Raw genomic sequence first — 14,277 nt, forward strand, 5'->3', positions numbered from 1 at the left:
GGAGAAGGAGAGACCCTCATGCCCACCATCACCATCGCCTGCGACGTCGACGGGGTGCTCGCCCCGGTCACGCTCGCCGATCCGGCCCCCGGCTGCATCGAGCTGCCGCGCGTCAACCACGGCACCCAGGTCCTCACCCGGGTCGTCGCCGCGCTCAAGGGCTGGCACGCCGCCGGCGCGGAGGTCCTCTGGCACACCACCTGGCGGTCGCCGTACACCGACGACCTGGAGAGGACGCTGTCGCTGCCGCGCTTCGGCCACCTCGCCAGCGAGGACGAGTTCCTCCGGCCCGACCCTCCCCGGTCGTGGTGGAAGCTCGCCGCCGTCGAGCGGTGGCTGCGCGACGCGCCCGACGACGCGCGTCTGGTCTGGATCGACGACGACATCGACGACGCGATCGTCGCCGGGGAAGTCGCCGGGCAGACCCTGCGGGACCCTCGCCTGCGGATCATCAGCCCCGACTCAGGCGCGGGCCTGACCGCCGTCGAGATCGACCTCGTCTCGTCGCTGGTGCGAGCTCGGACCGACGGCCTGGTCGTCGGTTGACTCGACGAGATGGCACCAGCCCCGCTCCGGAAGTCCCGGAGCGGGGCTGCGCTTTCTCATTCTGGGACGACGATCAGTGCGCGGAGTGGGCTCGGCGCAGCCTCGCCGGGGGATGCGCTGACAGAAGTGGATTCCCGAAGCGCAGTGCCAGTTGCAGAAGTGCACTGCATCGGAGACCCACGTCGATCACACGGCTCCCCTGGACAGGGCGATGCAGAACCCCGGGTCGGATCACCACCCGGGGACGTGCGGCAACAGCCGCACGAGCGGTTCGAATCCGCCTGGGGCCACCACGACAGGACCATCTCGCAAGGTCAGGAGAACGCCATGCTCTCGCTCATCATCCGCCGCATCACCCAGGACGCGCTCGAGACCCGGCAGGAACGGGTCATCATCGGCTTCTTCCTCGGTCTCATGGAGATCTTCGCCGTGCTCGCCGTCTTCTCGATCGCCGCCATGATCGGCGGCATCGTCGGCACACAGGAGCTCGCCGTGGCCATGGGCCAGATCGCCGGCTCGACCTACCTAACAGCCGTCGTCATCGGCTGGAGCGTCGTCGGCCTGCGCGGCCGGACCGCCTGAGCTCGGACGCTGTGCGCACTCATCATCACCATTCTCGATGACAACAGCCCCCGGGGGAGCGGACGCTCCTGCCGGGGGCTGTTTTTTGTCACCACGAGTCAGTCAGCTCGTCAATCGCTCGAGCCCGCCTCCGGCGAGGACCGCTTTGATCATGTCAGGCGGAACCGTGATCACCATCGCCCCGTCATGGCGGACGGCGACCTCCACGCCGTCCGAACCAGCAGGTGGCGACACCGACTCGACGCCGGAGGGGAGGGTCGTGCGCGCAGCGGAACGCACTGCGGCCAACCACTCGTCGTAGTCGGCGTGCGACCGCTCGGGAGGCGTGGCCACCTTCCGCGTGCCCCGGGCCTCACCTCGCTGCAACGGACCGCCGGGCTGGGGTTGGCCGATCAGCCAAGTCATTTCGAGCGCCGGCTCGACGTCGAAGCGTACCTTCGGCACAAGCGCGGTCGGATCCTTCGCCGATGGGCTCGAAGGCGGCACCATGACGCGGGTGTGAGTCAATGGGCGATACGTCGCGACGACGATGCCATCGTAAGTGCTCAGCAGGTAGTCGCCATGCTCGCGCAGATAGCGGTCGCTGAGATCCGGCCAGTCGCCGCCGGTGCACCTGCTCAGATCTTGCAGCGCTTTCGAAACGTCGGTTCCGGCGCGGAGGCTCGCAGCGATGCCTGGGTAGGTGTCCTTCATGTTCATCAAGATCATACGACCATCATAGATGATGATGCAGAATGATGCTACGACGGTCGCGTGCAGAGCCCGGCGCAGCCGGGACGGGAGCGTTCGTGGCGACGCACACGCTCGCCAGGAATGGAGGAGGAGACATGCCCGCATCCCACGAACGAGGAGCATTCGCGCTCCGACGCACCGACATCGGCGCGCACTTGACGATGGCAGGGCTCGTCACGCTGAGTCTGACCGAGGCTGATCTCGACGACCTGCGCGCTTTGCTGGACGAGGCCGCTCCGGCCATGGAGGCCGCCGGCGGTGCTGCGACTGCAAGCGCAGCTGCAGGGAAGAGCTCGGTTCAGACTGTTCGGTCCGTGCCCACCCCTGCGGAGCTCGCTCCGAAGTGCGGCTCGGCGCAGGTCCCGGTGTTCTCGACCGTCACCGGCGACGAGCCGCCGGAATCCGCCCCGCTGCTCAGCGCCGAAAGCATCAAGGTGCTGCCAGGCGTGCAGCCGTTCGTCGCCGAATTCGGCCTGGATCCCGCCGATCTCGCCGAGATCATCAACGACCCCGAGGACGAGTGGCTCGACGACGACGGCACCAAGAGCGTCCACCTGCGCGGTGACCACGCCGTGGTCCTCGGCCTGGCGGACGAGACCGTCGTCTCGGTCATCCCGCGATCGCGTGCGCTGCGGAACAAGCCGGTGTCACCGGGGATGCCCCGCGGCCGCGGCGGCCAAGGCACCCGCTACCCGACGTCGATGAACGAGCTGGAGGAGCTACTGCGTGCCCGCGGCGCAGAGATCACCTTTGTGAGCTCAGGCCACCGGCGCGTGGACTTCGACGGCCGGTCGTCGACGCTGGTGACCACGCCATCGGACCATCGGTCATTGCGCAATACGATCACCCAGCTCGAGAAGGGGCTCGGCCTCGACCTGCGCAGGGATTCCGTTCGCTAAGACCCGCCGACGATCTGTCATCGAGGACCCCGTCACCGATCCGGTGGCGGGGTTCGTCGTTTCTGCCGCAGGCCCCGTGGAGAGGGGCTGGCTCGGCGCAGCCTCGCCGGGGTCGGCTCTGACAGAGCACATCGCTCGTGCGCAGGCGCGGGCCGGATCGAGGAGCCCGCCATGTCCGCACTGCCCACCCTGTTCCCGCGCGTCCCGCTCAAGCGGATGGACGCGGCCATGCTCGTCGTCGAGCTCGACCGCGAGACCTCGCGCCTCATGCCCGGGGCGAGCGAGCTCATCACCTCGGCGCTGACCATGGCCAGCTTCCTGCACCGCAACCAGACGCGCTTCGTGCGCGGAGACATGGACCGCGTGCCCTACATCGAGCACCCGTTGCGGGTCGCCCTGCGGATGATCCGCTGGGGCAGCCGCGACGGCGAACTGATCGCCGCGGCGCTGCTGCACGACATCCTCGAGGACTGCGGCGCTGAACTGGTCGAGGTCTTCGGCGATCCCGAGCGGGACGACGAGGCCCCAGCGATGCTGCTGAAGCGCCTGTACGGCCACCGCGTGGCTCACCTCGTCACGACGGTGACGAACCCGAAGGCGCGCATGAGCCACGCCGAGTACCGCGAGCACATCGCGGCCCTGGCGAGCTCCGGGTCCGAGGCGCTGCTCATCAAGGCCAGCGACCTCAAGGACAACGCGGGCTCGATCCGGCACCAGCTCGGCCACGGCATGGACGAGAAGCTGCTGCGGATGCTGAAGAAGTACCTGCCGGCCGTCTCGGTCGTCGCCGACGAGATCGATCGGTCCGCGCACCGCGGCACCGCCGGGGACGACGTGCGACGGCTCGATGAAGAACTGCGCGAGCTGGCCCGCGAGCACGGCGTCGCCTGAAGCCGGAGCGGGCAGAGGCTCGGCGCAGCCTCGCCGGAAGAAGAGAAGAGAGCACCACGAGCAACGGGCGGCGAGCACCGCCCGGACGATCAAGGAGAGAACCATGACCGCATTCACCATCACCCGTGCCGACGCCTCGTCGAAGACCAGCACCGGCAAGACCGTCACACGCCCCCGGTTCGCGCTGACCTTCGACCTCACCGACGACGAGACCCGTCGTCTGCGCGACCGCATCGCCACTGTGCTGTCGGGCAGCGAGTACGAGTCCCACCGGACCATCGCCGCGTCGATGGTCGACGGCTCCGCCGCTGACTTCAACCCCTCGGCCCTGCGACTGGTCGTCGCGGCCATGGATCGAGCGGGCGTGGCCAGTGACGCCGCGGTCGCCGCCTACGAGGGCATGAAGTCGGCCCTGACCGGGCTCGACGCCGAGCGCGCCGTGAAGCGCGAGGCCAAGGAGAGCCACGAGCCCGCCGCGGCCTGACCGCACGCAGAGAGACCCCCGTGGGAGCAGATGCTCCTGCGGGGGTCTCTCTTTTTTCTGCGACGCTGCTCGATCACGGACCGGGAGCCAGCGTCATCGCGCTGATCTCGCCCGTCATCAGCCCGCCGACGAGCAGCAGGATCGCCGAGATCCCGATCACCCCGACGGCGAAGGGGACCGGGCGGTCCTCGTAGAGCTTCTTCAGCCGGGCCACTGGCCCGGCTCGCTTGGTCGTCTTCTCGTCGTTCTCGTTGTGGTCGTCGGTGCCGATCATGATCGATTCCTTCCGAGGTCGTGGTCGTGATGGACAGTGGGTGGGAGTCCTACAGGCCGGTGCGCAGCGGCACGACGAGGTCGCCGATCATGAGCACGAGGCCCATCGACACCAGCGCGAGGCCGATGCAGTACGCCAGCGGCAGCTGGGCGGCGACGTTGACGTAGCCGGGGTCGGCCTTCCTGCGCACCTTGGCGATGCCCTTGCGCAGCCCCTCCCAGGCCGCGCCGAGGATGTGGCCGCCGTCGAGCGGCAGCAGCGGGACGAGGTTGAACACGCCGATGAAGAGGTTGAACGAGCCGATGAACATCACCAGCAGCGCGGTCTTCCCGCCGATGTCGAGGCCCTCGGCATCGGACGAGGTGACTTCGCCGGCGAGCCGGGAGCCGCCGACGATCGACATCGGGCCGTCCTGGTCGCGCTCGTCGACTCCGACCACGGCCTGCGCGACGTTCCACACCTTCACCGGCAGCTGGGCGATCGAGGTGACCGCGTGCGCGGTCGTCTCACCCATCTGGATCATCGTGTAGATCGGGCCGTGGCGGGTGACGACCTCCTCGGAGACGGGGGAGACGCCGAGGTAGCCGACCGTGGTCGTCTCGCCGGTGCCGTCGAGGTCACGGGCCATCGTCACGGTCGACGTCTGCGAAAGCGAGACCTGCTCTCCGTCGCGGACGACGTCGAGCTGCAGGGGCCCGTCCTGGTTGGCGTGGACGAGCGCCGAGACCTCGTCCCAGGTCTCGACCGGCTCCCCGTTGAAGGCGACGATTTCGTCGCCGACCTCGAGGCCGGCCATGCGTGCCGGCGAGTACGGATCGTCGGCCGCACACGTGGTGCGGCCCTCCGACTCGTCGATGAGGCAGTCGGCGACCGTGGCGACCACCGGCTCGCCTGTCGGCTCCACGGTGTGGACCCCGTGGATCCCGTAGACGCCGAGGAAGCAGACGAAGGCGATGCAGATGTTCACACCCGGGCCGGCCAGCATGACGAGCATCTTCCGATGCCACGGCAGCTTGTAGAACAGCCGGTCCTCGTCGCCGGGCTCGACCAGCTCGAACTCCGCCGAGCGCGACCGCGAGACCATCTGCGCGAACAGTCCAGTGTTGGACTTGCGCAGCACGACCTCCGGCTCGCGCTCCGGCGACGGTGCGGCGTCCGCGCCGCCTCCGGGCTTCTCGGCCGCCGCCTCGCGCTGACGCTTGAGCTCCTTCGAGCGCTCAACCGCCTGCTCGATGGTCTCGCCCTTCTCGGGCGGGAACATGCCGATGATCTTCACGTATCCGCCGAGCGGCACGAGCTTGATGCCGTACTCGGTCTCGCCCAACTTCCGTGACCAGACCGTCGGGCCGAAGCCGACCATGTACTCGCTGACCCGGCACCCGAACTTCTTCGCGTAGTGGAGGTGGCCGAGTTCATGGAGAGCGATCGAGACGAAGATCGCGATCAGGAAGATCACGACCCCGAGCGCGTAGAGGAAGGCGGTCATCCGAGGATCGCCTCCTCGATCGACATGCGTTCGTCAGCCATCCTCGCCCCTCGTCTCGTTGCATTCGACTCGTCTCGTATACGTCTATTCTCTCATGCCTGCAACGCCTATCGACAGATCACCGATAGGGCAACCGTGCCGCTATCGGTGATCGAATGGGAATGGCGGCTCTGTTCAGCCGAGCTGGTCCTCCCGCACTGACTCGTTGGACGCGTCCTCGTACCCGGAGCTGAGACGGTCGACGGCCCGCGCCGACGACTCCGCGCTCATCGACTGCTTCTGCGCCTGGGCGACCGGATCGGCGATCCCGAACGACTCCAGGTCGTCGGCGATCTTCAGGCTCACCTCGGCGATGCGCTCACGGGTGTAGAGAGCGTCATAGGCGTCGAGCCCCGAGCGGCGCACCCGCGCAGCCAGCGCGGGAGTGTCGGGATGGTGTGGGTTGCGCTGGTCGATGTAGTCCTCGGCGGTCGCCTGACGGGCGGCGAGGCCGAAAATCTGCGCGCGGCGCGCATCGTCGCCGTCTCGGCTGGCAGCGTTGACCTCGAGGACGACGAGCTCATCGAAGCTCGGGTCCTCGCCAGGCGGATCCATCGCCGCGTCGCGGGCGGCGTCGAACGGGTCGTAAGGCACCTCAGCGGCGACGGCGTTCTCGCGGCGGGAGACCTGCCCCTCGAACTCGACCTGGGCCTGGATGGCGGCGTCGTCGGAGGCGATCCTCGCCGCCTCCACCGGACCTGCGGTCCTGTCGTCCATCCAATCGCGCACGGTGCCCGCGTGTAGATGACGCACGTCGCCGTCGACGTACCCGGTGCGGTCCAGGTCGATGCCGCCGGCGGCGTCGAACCAGACGTCGGCCGGGAGCCGGGTGCCCTCCTCCCGCGACAGCTGAGTGGTGGGGGAGGGATCGTTCAGGCGCACCGAGCCGCTCGCGTCGTCCCGCTCGAGGACGTCGCTCGGGATCCGTGGGCCGACGGCACCGTGCGAGATCGTCGGGCGCGAGCCCGGCCTCAGGGCGGCGACCGGCGCATCCAGCGTCGACAGCGCCGCGCCGAAGCGCCCAGGCGGGACCTCGAGGCGGTCGTTGCCGTCCGGGCCACCGGCGTCGAGCAGGAGCCCTCGCTGGGACATGCCCCGCAGATCGAGGTTCTCGTCGAGGAGGTACGTCCGATGCGTGAACTCCCGCGGATGCCCCCTGACCTCCGGGGCCACTTCGCCGAAGAGGGCGCGGCCGGCATCGTCGTGCCCGGTCCCGAGCGTGATGTCGACCTCCTCGGTGCTCCCATCCGAACGGGTGCGCTGCGCGGAAGTGGGAAATGTGTCGATGACGTGCTGGGCCATGGCTGACCTTCTTCCTGTATCCGAAGTCGTAGGGTCCGCCCTCTCGACTCCTCATCGAGTGACGTGTCCACAGATTATATAACAGGCATGTGAGAAACCCCCGGAACACGTCTCGACAGACGTGCCCGGGGGCATCATTCACGCACTCATGCCGCAACCGGATTCGCGGTGGGCGCGGGCTCCTTCTTCCCGCCCTTCTTCTGCGTGCGTTGCAGCTTCGCCCGCTCATCGCGAGTCAGCCCGCCCCAGATGCCGAATCGCTCGTCGTTCTTCAGCGCCAGCTCCAGGCACATCTCGCGCACCGGACAGTCGATGCAGACCTTCTTCGCCTTGTGGCTGGCACCGCCGCCGGAGAAGAAGAGATCGGGGTTCATCTGACGGCAGCTCGAGAGCTCGCGCCAGGACTGGTCAGTGTCGGTCTCGTCCGTGCCGGACGAGACGCCGGTGATGGTGGTCATGGTTCAGGCTCCCTCTCCCGTGGTGTTCTCCAAGCTCTGCAACTTCTGATCGAGCACACGTGTGATGTCGGTGCAGCGGCCCGCGAAGCACAGCGCGACGACCTCGGTCACCTGCGCTGCCGGCGTGCCTGCGAGCATCTCGTGGCCGTGGTCGCGGCCAGGGACCTTCCAGCTGACCGTGCCGTCGGAGGCGGTGATCGACAGCCGCGCGATCTCCGTGCCCTCGTGCTCGACGTGGATCAGCGCCGTGCTCGACGAACCGGCAGGATCGCCGGTGTATGCGCCGATCTCTGCGCGGATGCCGACGGCGTTGAACTCGTCGACGAGTGCCTGCGCCGTGGCCCGGTGGTCGTCGACGCCCTGCGTGAAAGCGCTCATGCCGCGCCTCCTTCCGTTCCGCCGGGAAGCGCGAGGGCCTCCCGCTCCTTGTAGACCTCGTAGAGGGTCTGCCCGGCGTCGCCGACGACGAGGAAGGCCATCAGGGCCTGGTCGACGTCGACCATCTCGGCGGCGACTAGCGCCAGCTGCGCCTCGAGCCAGGTCTTCATCACGCGCCAGGCGACGCGCTCGGCCTGGGCGCGGGACGTGCGCTCGGCCCTGCTGCCCGACTTCAGGCGGCCCGCCTTCTCCTCGGCGGCAAGCAACCGCTCCATCCGGTCGACGTTCGCCGGGAGACTGAACCCGCGCTGGCCGTGCGGGGTGTCGAGCATGAAGTCCAGCGAGCTGGGCACGCCGGAGCCGTCGTAGTCGACGGCGATCCGGCGTGCGCCGTGCTTGGCGAGCAGCGCCTGCATCTCGGCGACGGTCTGCGCCGCGTCGATGCGGGTCGTGTAGTTGACGGGGGCGGCCATGATCAGGGCTCCTCCAGAACGGGCACGAAGTACTTCGCACGCGGGAACGGGCCGCCGAGCCAAGCAGCGAACTCGGAGTCCGTCATCGTGCCTCGCGGGTGGATGTTTCCGCCCTCCTGGAAGGCGTCATTCACATCCGAAGTGCATGTCGGCTTGAGCGGATGCCCGCACTCGAGGCAGTAGAAGAGGTCGTCGCGGAGTCGGTACTCAGCACGCATCGCGCCCCAGGCCTCGATCGTCGAAGAAGGGCAGGCACAGCCCGAGCGATACCGGGTCTCAGGCAGATCCTCGTCGGCGGGCATCTGAGCGAGATCATGCCAACCCTTCACGAGCTGGCACTCCATCGAGCTCAGAACCCTCTTCATCTCGTGGATGCCTCGAAGCGTGCGCGCGATATGGTCTTCATCGGTGTGATCGATCAGGTCCTGCACTTCATCAGACCCGCACTGCTCAATCTTCGCGCTCGACCATTCCTCCGCGGCCGACAAGAGCTGCTTCGGGCCGAAGCCAGTAAACACATAGCCGTCGATCCAAGCCCGGCGCTCATGTCCGTCGACGTAAACAACCTCAGGGGCATACGGAAGATGGAACACATCATTCTGATCAGTCATCACACACCCCCTTCCTCGTCGGCCCGGTCGTCGACCGGGACCAGTTCGCCGATGCCACGGACCTGCCAGTCGCCGGTGGCGACGTCGACGAGCGTGCAGTTCATCTCCGCCGGGGCCTCCGAGTCGAACTGCTCGAAGAGGTAGACCCGCGCGGGAGAGTGCGCCGGCGGCGCGCTGTAGATGTCCTCGTCGAGGTGGACCCGTTCTCCGAGTTCGATGCCGCGGTGAGCGCCTTCGTCGTGCTCAGACTCAGCCTCGCCGCCCGCGGCGGCAGAGCCGGAGCCCTGCTCGCCGGGGAGGAGACCGGCGAGGGCGAGGAGCAGCTCGCCGGTCTCGTGGTGCTTGCGGTGCAGCTCGTCGATGATCTTCTGAGCCTCGCTCATTACGCGGCTCCCTTCTTCTCGCTCGCGCCCACGGCGGCCTCCTCGACGGACTTCACGGCCAGGTAGAGGCCCTCGCGGTTGAGATGGCGCGAGTACGCCGCGTCGAGGTAGAGGACCGGGATGTCGCCGGCGACCTTCTGGAGGATCGGGCGCAGGATCTGCTTGATCGGGCCCGAGCCGCCGCCGTAGACGTAGACGACCTCCGTGGTCCCGCCGACTTCGGCGAGCACGTCCTGGAAGCGGGACCCGATCTCCTCGCAGAGGTAGGTCGCCTCCTCCTCGACGAAGCCGCTGGCCTGGTCGAAGCGCGAGCGCGTGAACGGGCTCGGCGTCTGCTGGAGGAAGTCCGCCAGCTGCTTGCGGTTGGCGAACCCGAGGTTCGCGCTGCCGCTGGTCGACATCTGCTCCAGCGCGTTCGTCAGCGCCGTGCCGTAGCCCTGGTTGAGGGTGGCGGCCGCCTCGGAGTTGAAGCCTCCGTCCGAGAAGACCGGGAAGTTCACCGTGCCCTCGCCGACGTCGACGCCGATGGTGTTGCGCACGCCGACGAGGACCTCGGGCGTCACGCCCTGCAGCTTGGCGGCCTCGGCGGGATCGTCGGCGGCCAGGTCGTCGAGGAGAGCCTTGGCCAGGGGCGCACCCTTGTCGGTGATCGCGAACTGCGCGGACGCGCCCTCGGGCAGAACCTGCACGTCGGCGAAGTCAAGTCGCACGGTGACCGGGGTGTTGAAGTTCTTGATCGTCACCAGGTGCACTGCCGGGTCCTCCGCGCCCAGAGTTCCGATGAACTGCGCAGCGAACGCGCTGCGGCGCTGGACGTACTCGGCGATCGGCAGGGCCAGGCCCGCGCGAACCGTGGCGCGCAGCTCGGAGTCCGGCAGCGAGCCGTGGGCCCGCACGTGGTCCTTGAGGGCCTTGGCCGCGAAGACGCCGAGCACCAGCACGGCGCTGAGCTCCTGGTCGGCCTTCGATCGGTTGCCGATGACCTCGAACTGGGTGAACTTCGACCCGGGCATCGTCAGGGCCGCCCGGCCCATCGTTCGCAGATCGGAGTGCGAGACGAGGGGAGTGGTGAACGATGCCGAGACCCGGTTGAAGAAGTCCTCCTCGACGACGATGCTCGTCGCCTGCGAGTCAGCCTCGGGGACCTTCGGCGTCGCACGCGAGGTGCTCACGACGGCCGAAGGGAGGTCGACGCTGTCGAAGACGTCCTTTCCTCCGACGCGGCCGCGGACGACGCCCTTGACGTAGCCGTTGCCGACGTCGATGCCGCCGGTGATCTGCATGGGTGCTGCTGCGCTGCTGTTGCTCATGGGGTGCCTTTCGGTTCTGGTGGATGCGTGTGTCGGAACGGGTCGGTCACGAGCCGGTGAGGAAGTCGCTCATCCCGGACGGGATGCCCTTCGCGCTCGTCGGCTGCTCGGGTGCCGTGGGCTCGGCGGCCTCGGGCTCCTCGGCCGGTGCTGGCGTCTGCTCTTCGACGCCGGGATCTCCCTCCGGCGCTTCTGCCCAGTCGGCGGGAGCGGGCAGCTTCGGTGCCTTCGGCCCGGGACGACGCCCAGCATCGCGATCGTCCTCATCGTCCTGGCCCGCGTCCTTGGGCGGGCGACCGCGCCGCGGCAGCTGCTCGACCGGCTTGTACGCCATGTCCGCGTAGCCGCTTCGCTGGATCTCCTCGCGGATAAGGAGCCTCAGCGACTCCGAGACGCTGTGCTGGGAGTCGAGCCACTCGGCCACCGAGGTGTCGGCCGCGGGCAGGGTCCATCGGACCTTCCGCGGCTCCGCCGATGCCTTCTGCACCATCAGCGCTCACCTCCCGGGTTAGTGGCGATCACGAATCCTCTCGTCGATGCCATATGAATCACCGTCCTGTCTGTGATCGATTCGAGACCAGTCTATGCCCTATCGAGTGACGATGCAATACGCGACTCGGACACGATTCGATACCGAGTCGGACACCAGTGGAGCACCGCAATGCTCGCCAGGCTCGACGCAGAGAACCGCCACCGGCACTCGGCCCGAAGGTGACGCCTATCGACCACAGTCGTGTCCAGATCGGGCACCAATCGGACACTTTCGCGCCCACGCCTGTCAGGCGGTGCCTGGTTCGGGCCCCACTCGTGCTCGGACCGAGTCACATCCGTGCTCCCACAGGGCATAGATTCCCGGTGACACGACAATGACTCGTTTCGCGTCCGTCTCGTGCCCTCATAGAGACACCATGGAGACGCTTTGCGAGTCACCCGAGCGACTCGACAAGGCCCCGATCCGGTCACTGCGGCACCGGCGGATCACTTGAGTGCTCTCTCGGATCATCTTCGTGTCCCACTCGGTCACCATCGATACACGAATGCGACGGGTGAATCGGGGCCGCCGAAGAAGTCGGGACGGGTGCTGGCGCACCCCGCGGCGGCGTCGTATCGACACGGCGGCGACAGGTCGGAGCAGGGGTCGCAGCGAGGTCCGGCATCGGGCCGCCGAGTGCGCGCAGGAAGTGTGGATGGATGGGAATGAGGAAGGGTACATAGCCCCACGCATGGAGCGAGGGTCCGAAGAACTTCGATGCAGCTGGCGCTGCATCGAGCCCTAGTGGAACGCCCTCGACGCCCCGATGCCTCGCGGTCGGCGAAGCACGGGCAGCAGAGCTCGAAGCAGGAGGCGCGCCGACGATCGGGTCGTTCTTCTTCCCATGCGCCCACGTACGGCGGCGGACGTCGCGCCGGCGCGACAGAAGTAATGCATCGCCGGTGGATCGGGTGCCCTGCGAGAGGTCGTGGAGGCACCCGCCCTCGGGCGGATCCGAGGAGCGTGGGCAAGGTGGCGGAGCACTGCGCGACGACTGCCGATGAGAAGGTCGGAACTCGTCATCGCGTCCCACGCGACGAGAGGGGATCAGGAACCGGCACGGCTGGCCGGAACAGGGACGAAGCGGAGAGTTGTCCACAGCCTGACGCGGCAGTCGCCGCGGATGAGGATCGCCTGCGGCGACGACGGCCGTGACGCCTGCGGCAGCCGGTGCGACGCCTGCGGCTCGAGGGTGTCATGACGAGGGTTACAGCCCGGGACTCCGCCCCGCCGCCGACGGCGCGCACGCGCTATGAGCATGGACCCGTACCCCCTCCTCGCTCGTGCCTCACGAGGACAGATCAAGGTGGGGGTACGGCCGTATCACGGACGGCAATCGGAGTGAACCCCATAAGAGTGTGATGACCAGGCAAAACGACGTGACCCGTACCCCCGCTTCGCGGGAAAGGGGGAGGGGTACGGGTCAAGGAGGTACGGCCCGTTTCGCCTGATGTTCCAGGCTTCCGCTAACGCTCCAGCCGTGGAACGGTGTGGATGACGGCAATGAAGGAAAAAGGGCATAAGGAAAGCTGCAACACGTGTCCTCCGGACCCTCGCTCCGCTCGGCCTCTCCGCTGCGCTCCGAGGACGTGTTGGTCGGCATAGCCGACCGCTTTCTTCTGTCCGGTCGCTGCGCTCCCTACCCCCTTCGCCGAGCCCCACTGGGGCTCGTCTGCGGGCATGCCCCCAGCATCCTGCTGGACCCGGCCCGTCGCTGCGCGCTCGTCGTCCCTCCTCCCGCGCCGCTCGGGTTGACCACCCCTGCTTCGCCGCGCGTTATCCACAGGTGGACCACGGCGGCATTAGAGATATCGCAGGGGTGGATCGCCCGGCGCTGCGCGCCCGGCTCAGGTGTGGAGGCGGCGACCGATCGCGTCAGCGCGCAGGCGCGCCAGAGGCGATGGACCGGATGGTTCGGCACCGGTCGCCGGGCCAGCGGAGCTGGCACGGGTGCGCGCTCGATCACCGCGGTGAAGCGGACCCCGTCGGGTCCGCCCGCGATGCCCGAGGACGACACCCATCACGACGAGGAGAAGACGATGGCCCAGCAGACGCTGACCCCCTACGACACCGGCGAGCGGTGCGAGCCGAAGCCCTGGCTGCCCTACGGCACCGAGGTGACCGAGGCGACGCCGGCGGAGAACTTCGGCAAGGTCGACTTCGATGACGACTCCGGCGAGACCGACTGCACCATCTACGTCGAGCGCGACGAGGACGGCACGAAAACCGTGCACGTGGTCTCCCACATCGAGGACGAGTCGATCAGGGTCCGGCTCCACGGCGAGCGGCACTCCGTCGTCGCCCGCCTCGAGCCGACCCTGTTCTGACCGAGGCGCACAGGCCAGAGGTGCCGGAAAACATTCGCAGAATAGTTTCGAGAAAGGATCACGGATCATGCCCATCGATCAGGTCTCTCACGTCTCTCACGCCCTGCTGATCACCGGTTCGCGCACCTGGGACGACGAGCCGACCATGCGTCGGGCGTTCAACGACATCTGGTCGGCCTGGCGGAGGACACCCATCACGAATCCCGTGCTCATCTCAGGCCATGCCCGCGACGGGGCGGACGCCATGGCCGAGCGGCTGTGGCGCGCCGCGGGGTTCGACGTGATCGAGGTCCCGGCCGACTGGTCAGCCCGCGGCAGAAAGGCCGGTCTCGAGCGCAACCTCGCGATGGTCGACCTGGCTTCGCGGATGCGCGACCGAGGAACTGCGGTCGCCTGCGCCGCCTTCCTCGATCCGTGCGCGAAGCCCGGCTGCTCCCGGCGACGCCACGAGCAGCTCGCTCCCGCCGTTGCCGGTCACTTCTCGCACGGAACCGTCCACTGCAGGGATAGTGCTCTGTCCGCGGGCCTCTCGGTGGTCGACGTTCTCCGCTGAACCCCGGACTGCACCAG

General features: G+C 68.1%; 18 protein-coding genes. 7 read left to right on the plus strand and 11 right to left on the minus strand.

Annotation, left to right across the window (positions count from 1 at the left end):
• Positions 1-18 precede the first annotated feature (18 nt).
• Positions 19-546, plus strand: coding sequence for an HAD domain-containing protein (locus tag HK401_RS05095; protein ID WP_181273571.1), 528 nt, complete (start codon positions 19-21; stop codon positions 544-546).
• A 327-nt stretch (positions 547-873) separates the two neighbouring features.
• The gene (locus HK401_RS05100) at positions 874-1,128 is read left to right on the plus strand and encodes a hypothetical protein (RefSeq protein ID WP_181273572.1); all 255 of its coding nucleotides are present in this window, start codon (positions 874-876) and stop codon (positions 1,126-1,128) included.
• 102 nt (positions 1,129-1,230) lie between these two features.
• On the opposite strand, the gene HK401_RS05105 is transcribed toward HK401_RS05100, so the two are convergent.
• Positions 1,231-1,827, minus strand: a complete 597-nt coding sequence (locus tag HK401_RS05105; RefSeq protein WP_181273573.1) for a hypothetical protein — start codon at positions 1,825-1,827, stop codon at positions 1,231-1,233.
• 128 nt (positions 1,828-1,955) lie between these two features.
• Here HK401_RS05105 and HK401_RS05110 point away from each other — a divergent pair, with 128 nt between their 5' ends.
• The 3 genes from HK401_RS05110 to HK401_RS05120 all read left to right on the plus strand — a co-directional run bounded on the left by HK401_RS05110 (position 1,956) and on the right by HK401_RS05120 (position 4,134).
• Positions 1,956-2,759, plus strand: coding sequence for a hypothetical protein (locus tag HK401_RS05110; RefSeq protein WP_181273574.1), 804 nt, complete (start codon positions 1,956-1,958; stop codon positions 2,757-2,759).
• 171 nt (positions 2,760-2,930) lie between these two features.
• Positions 2,931-3,650: an HD domain-containing protein gene (locus tag HK401_RS05115; RefSeq protein WP_181273575.1), complete on the plus strand. Its 720-nt coding sequence runs from the start codon at positions 2,931-2,933 to the stop codon at positions 3,648-3,650.
• A gap of 103 nt (positions 3,651-3,753) precedes the next feature.
• Positions 3,754-4,134, plus strand: a complete 381-nt coding sequence (locus tag HK401_RS05120; protein ID WP_181273576.1) for a hypothetical protein — start codon at positions 3,754-3,756, stop codon at positions 4,132-4,134.
• A 73-nt stretch (positions 4,135-4,207) separates the two neighbouring features.
• Here the strand turns inward: HK401_RS05120 and HK401_RS05125 are convergent, their stop codons facing one another.
• The 10 genes from HK401_RS05125 to HK401_RS05170 form a co-directional block, all read right to left on the minus strand.
• Entirely contained in the window at positions 4,208-4,408 is a 201-nt protein-coding gene (locus HK401_RS05125; protein ID WP_181273577.1) for a hypothetical protein, read from the minus strand.
• Positions 4,409-4,457: 49 nt separating this feature from the next.
• Positions 4,458-5,894 carry a M50 family metallopeptidase gene (locus HK401_RS05130; RefSeq protein ID WP_181273578.1) on the minus strand — a complete coding sequence of 479 codons (1,437 nt, stop codon included), beginning with the start codon at positions 5,892-5,894 and terminating at the stop codon, positions 4,458-4,460.
• Positions 5,895-6,068: 174 nt separating this feature from the next.
• On the minus strand, positions 6,069-7,235 hold the full coding sequence (locus tag HK401_RS05135) for a hypothetical protein (protein WP_181273579.1): 1,167 nt from the start codon (positions 7,233-7,235) through the stop codon (positions 6,069-6,071).
• Between the two features lie 146 nt (positions 7,236-7,381).
• Entirely contained in the window at positions 7,382-7,693 is a 312-nt protein-coding gene (locus HK401_RS05140; RefSeq protein ID WP_181273580.1) for a WhiB family transcriptional regulator, read from the minus strand.
• A gap of 3 nt (positions 7,694-7,696) precedes the next feature.
• The gene (locus HK401_RS05145; protein WP_181273581.1) at positions 7,697-8,071 is read right to left on the minus strand and encodes a hypothetical protein; all 375 of its coding nucleotides are present in this window, start codon (positions 8,069-8,071) and stop codon (positions 7,697-7,699) included.
• Positions 8,068-8,544, minus strand: a complete 477-nt coding sequence (locus HK401_RS05150) for a hypothetical protein (RefSeq protein WP_181273582.1) — start codon at positions 8,542-8,544, stop codon at positions 8,068-8,070. The genes HK401_RS05145 and HK401_RS05150 overlap by 4 nt, the downstream gene beginning before the upstream one ends.
• Positions 8,545-8,546: 2 nt before the next feature.
• Positions 8,547-9,155: a hypothetical protein gene (locus HK401_RS05155; RefSeq protein WP_181273583.1), complete on the minus strand. Its 609-nt coding sequence runs from the start codon at positions 9,153-9,155 to the stop codon at positions 8,547-8,549.
• The gene (locus HK401_RS05160; protein WP_181273584.1) at positions 9,155-9,538 is read right to left on the minus strand and encodes a hypothetical protein; all 384 of its coding nucleotides are present in this window, start codon (positions 9,536-9,538) and stop codon (positions 9,155-9,157) included. Before HK401_RS05160 ends, HK401_RS05155 begins: the two co-directional genes overlap by 1 nt.
• Positions 9,538-10,848, minus strand: a complete 1,311-nt coding sequence (locus tag HK401_RS05165; protein WP_181273585.1) for an acetate and sugar kinases/Hsc70/actin family protein — start codon at positions 10,846-10,848, stop codon at positions 9,538-9,540. Before HK401_RS05165 ends, HK401_RS05160 begins: the two co-directional genes overlap by 1 nt.
• Before the next feature lie 46 nt (positions 10,849-10,894).
• Positions 10,895-11,338, minus strand: a complete 444-nt coding sequence (locus HK401_RS05170; RefSeq protein WP_181273586.1) for a hypothetical protein — start codon at positions 11,336-11,338, stop codon at positions 10,895-10,897.
• A gap of 2,042 nt (positions 11,339-13,380) precedes the next feature.
• Here HK401_RS05170 and HK401_RS05175 point away from each other — a divergent pair.
• The gene (locus tag HK401_RS05175; protein ID WP_181273587.1) at positions 13,381-13,707 is read left to right on the plus strand and encodes a hypothetical protein; all 327 of its coding nucleotides are present in this window, start codon (positions 13,381-13,383) and stop codon (positions 13,705-13,707) included.
• A gap of 67 nt (positions 13,708-13,774) precedes the next feature.
• Positions 13,775-14,260: an SLOG family protein gene (locus HK401_RS05180; RefSeq protein WP_181273588.1), complete on the plus strand. Its 486-nt coding sequence runs from the start codon at positions 13,775-13,777 to the stop codon at positions 14,258-14,260.
• The last annotated feature ends 17 nt before the right edge of the window (positions 14,261-14,277 follow it).

This window comes from Brevibacterium oceani, assembly GCF_013623835.1.
Lineage (GTDB): Bacteria > Actinomycetota > Actinomycetes > Actinomycetales > Brevibacteriaceae > Brevibacterium > Brevibacterium oceani.